We start from the raw sequence: 3858 nt of genomic DNA, 5'->3' as shown, positions 1-3858 counted from the left end.
TTTTTATCAGTGTTGACACATAAAAAGAGGTTCAGACACAAAAACAGGCTGTGGAGAAGACTTTCTCCACAGCCTGGGAAAAAAGAATACTGTTAGTATTCTTTTTTCTCGAAATATTTGTTATGATATTAAAAAAGATAATTGGTTAGGGAAACCAATTATCTTTTTTTAAAAAAACCTAATCATACTTTAGTAATGGCTAATATACTAGATAATCCATTACTAAAAAATTAAAATCAAAGGTTTTGTAACTACGTAAATCATATTGTCATTAAAATAATATCATAAATTTAAATAAACGTAAACTACACGACCTTTATTTTTTCAAAAAATTTATATCCAACAGAATGCAACAGAGAAATGGAGGTCTTGTTATTATGAGCAACAAATTGAAACGCGCGGTAATTAAAGAAGAATTAGTCATATTAACAGGTGATTTCAAAAAAGCTATTTTATTAAATCAATTAATTTATTGGAGTGAACGTGTTAAAGATTATGATCAGTTTATTAAGGAAGAAAAAAAACGTGCACGCATGGCTATGAATATTGAAGAAAAAAAGCATGCAGAGTTATTAAAAGAAATTAAATTATCACATGGCTGGATATATAAAACTGCAGAAGATTTAAGTTCAGAAACTATGTTAAATATGAGTAAATCAAGCATAGGTCGTCATCTAGAACATTTACTAGATAAGGGATGGTTAGAGCGCCGGAAAAATCCCCATTGGAAAGGAGATAATACATATCAATACCGAGTGGATATTTTAAACATACAAAAAGATTTGTTTCAATTAGGATATTTTCTAGAAGGATACAAATTTAACTTAATAGAATTTCAAAACACAACTCCGATGTTCCATAATGAAACATCGGAATGCGATTTTGAAACTGAATGTTCTAAAACGAAACCGCTAATTTCAAAATCGAACAACCAGTTTCAAAATCGAACAACATTACCAGAGATTACTACAGAAATTATTCCAGAAATTATATCAGAGAACTCTAATTCTTCCTCTTCTTCTAATATAGATAATATATTGAATATAGTAGGAAGCTTAAATTTAGAAAATGAAGAAGAAGAGTATATAGATCAAATATCAAATTTATTTTATAAATCTCTTGTTTCTAAATTGTATGATAAAAAAGTTTTTACAAAAAAAGAACAACTTATAGATATTTTAAAAACATTACAAAAAAAGAATGTACGTATTGGTACGATAAAACAAATAGATACTTCAATTAATGAATTTTTAAATGAAGTTTATAAAAGAGAATATTCATCTGAACCAATTATTGCACCAACTAAATTTTTTGCAGGACGGTTAGAAATGATTATTAATAGAGAAGATACTTTAGAAGCAGCTAGAATGTTTATACGTGAAAATAAAAAAACGTACAAAAAAAACATATTATTTTACAATTGGTTAGAACAATAATAGACAACATATATTTTAATTTCCAAAAAATATTCGTATGAAATATACATAATTTCTATATAACAATAAAGCGTATATGTCCATTTTATTGACAAATGATATATTTAACTGCTCATAAAATAGTAGTATATTAAATTGTGACTAATAAGGGTATGAATAACTTTCAATAAGGAGGGTTAATATGACGATTTCCTCTAATAATTTTGAAAAAATTAATTTGAAAGAAATTGATTCTAAAATGAGTAAAATTGAATTACTCCTTATAAATTTAAAAAAGGAGTTTAACGAAGAAAAATTTCAGCAAATTAAAAAGGAATTCAAATTAATTGAACATAAGTTAATATTTTTACAAGAAAATAACATAGAAAAAGATTTAATAAACGAATTATTAAATCAATTAAAAATAATGCGCACTGTAATTAATAATAGATAAACATCATGGATAAATATACACTTAAGTATATTTATGAAAAGGAGGATGTTTGTTGGAAAACAACAAATTAGAATACCATGTTCTTAGAAAGACACTATAAACTCTTAGAATATATTGCATACGAAAAAAAATGGTTTTCTTTAAAAGAAATAGCCCAAACTTTAAATTGTTCTGTAAAAACAGTGCAAAGAGATTTAATTCAAATCTCAGATTGTTTGCCTGATAATTGGTATATAAAGACATCGTCTAAAAGAGAAGTGAAATTAATAAAACCAATTTCCTCCTCAATAGAGAGTATTCAAAGGAAATATTTTAAAAACACTTTACTTTTTCAAGCTTTTAGCAAACTATTATTAGAAGATATAAAGACAATTACAGAATTAGCATCCAGCCTATATATACAAAATACAAAGATGCGTTCAGTTTTATTAGAAATGGACTCTTATTTAAAACAATATAATCTAAATTTTAAAAAACGACCATTAAGACTCGAAGGATCGGAAACAAATTTAATTTTAATGTATTATACAATATTTTTAAAATCCTATGCTATAAATGAATGGCCATTTCACCAATTACCTCAACGAATGTTTACAGAATTATTTAAAAAAATCGAAAAGGTAATGGAAATAAAATTTTATAGAGAAAGTGTTCGAAAAATGTCAGTTTTTTTAGCTGTATATTTTTTGCGCAAAAAATATAGATTCCAAATGCCTTTAAACTATCAATTAGTGAAAGATATTAAATCTTCTATTCTATATAAAAAAATAGCAATGATTGCAGTAGATATTTTTGGAAAATATGATTTTTTTGTACACAACCAAGATATAGTTATTATAATGATCACCATAAATTATTCTAAATATTATTATCAGAAAAAGGAAGTTATAAAAAAAAATTATTTATCTAGTCTTATTAACGAAGATAATCCATGGTATACAAGTTTAAAAGAATTAATACAGTCATTTGAAACTACATTTAATTTAAATTTAATCTCTGATGAAGAATTTGTTTTTTACATGGTATGTGCTTTAAAATTATATGTACATAAATCAAATGCTTTTACTGTAAAAAATCAAATACAATTTACTTCCGATTACATTAAGATTCAGCATAAAACCACATTTATAAAAATACAAAATTTAATTAAGCAATGGAGTGTACTACATAATATTAAACACCATATTGGAGAAAATGAAATTGCCAATTTAACTATGCATATTAAAGCAATACATATGAAAACACGACGAAAAAATAAAAAAGTAATATTACTATTAAACGAGGGAGAAAGTTGGGATAGATATATTAAAGAATTTCTTAATTCCTATTTCAATAGAAAAATTGAATTTTTGGACATTTCTATTGAACAACTTTCAAAATACCATTTAACTTCTGAAGGAATTTCTTGTATAATCACTGATACTCCCCTAGAATACGATATTTCTTCAATACCAATTATTTTAATTTCTAATATGCTTACTAAAAGAGATTTACAAGAAATCGCACAGCTTATATAATATCTAAAACTAATAAAAAGTAATGTTATTTCTTTTAAAAATTATCCTTCCTCAAGCGCGTGAAGAGCGATTCCCCAATGATTAGGTAGGAGATGACGTTCTTTGATCACTAGATATAGGAGATTTCAGGGAGAAGATAGCTTGAGAAAACCAAACCATGCGGTTCCTGCGTAAAATATCAACCGTACCCAAAGTAACGCTCAGGAAGTCGAAAGGTTATTTTCGTTGCTGAACTGAGAAGATCCTATTTCGAGCTTTGCTAAGTGGCGAGTCATTGACGGATGCGTGTATTCGCTGTAGTAATTTTATTCAACTTCATAAAAATCGAGACGGTAAGTATATATATTTTTATGAAATAATTATCCAGAATACTTGAAGAACGTTTAATAAATATCAGTAACTACTCAGCTTCCTCACGGAAGCTTTTTTAATTTTACTAGTTTCATATGCCTCTCATTTGTAAATACTGAGT

The 3858-nt window shown here is 26.1% G+C and carries 3 protein-coding genes; all 3 read left to right on the top strand.

What is annotated here, in order from left to right; translation table 11 throughout:
• The first annotated feature begins 377 nt into the window (after positions 1–377).
• The 3 genes from JDS99_RS30070 (at position 378) to JDS99_RS30060 (ending at position 3386) form a co-directional block, all read left to right on the top strand.
• Positions 378–1436 (top strand): MarR family transcriptional regulator, encoded by a 1059-nt coding sequence (locus tag JDS99_RS30070; protein ID WP_199696397.1) that lies wholly within the window; start codon positions 378–380, stop codon positions 1434–1436.
• A gap of 181 nt (positions 1437–1617) precedes the next feature.
• Positions 1618–1869, top strand: a complete 252-nt coding sequence (locus JDS99_RS30065) for a hypothetical protein (RefSeq protein WP_199696396.1) — start codon at positions 1618–1620, stop codon at positions 1867–1869.
• Positions 1870–1946: 77 nt separating this feature from the next.
• Positions 1947–3386 carry an AcpB/EbpR/MafR family transcriptional regulator gene (locus tag JDS99_RS30060; protein ID WP_199696395.1) on the top strand — a complete coding sequence of 480 codons (1440 nt, stop codon included), beginning with the start codon at positions 1947–1949 and terminating at the stop codon, positions 3384–3386.
• Positions 3387–3858: the final 472 nt, after the last annotated feature.

The organism is Bacillus cereus group sp. N6 (assembly GCF_016483705.1).
Taxonomy (GTDB): Bacteria; Bacillota; Bacilli; order Bacillales; family Bacillaceae_G; genus Bacillus_A; species Bacillus_A wiedmannii.
The sequence above is the reverse complement of the archived record's forward strand: the minus strand, read 5'-3'. Positions and strand labels throughout refer to the sequence as shown.

What these genes read in the sequence shown, in the direction of transcription:
- JDS99_RS30060 (WP_199696395.1), top strand. Translation starts at nt 1,947, where the DNA reads ATGTTCTTAGAAAGACACTATAAACTCTTAGAATATATTGCATACGAA.
- JDS99_RS30065 (WP_199696396.1), top strand. Translation starts at nt 1,618, where the DNA reads ATGACGATTTCCTCTAATAATTTTGAAAAAATTAATTTGAAAGAAATT.
- JDS99_RS30070 (WP_199696397.1), top strand. Translation starts at nt 378, where the DNA reads ATGAGCAACAAATTGAAACGCGCGGTAATTAAAGAAGAATTAGTCATA.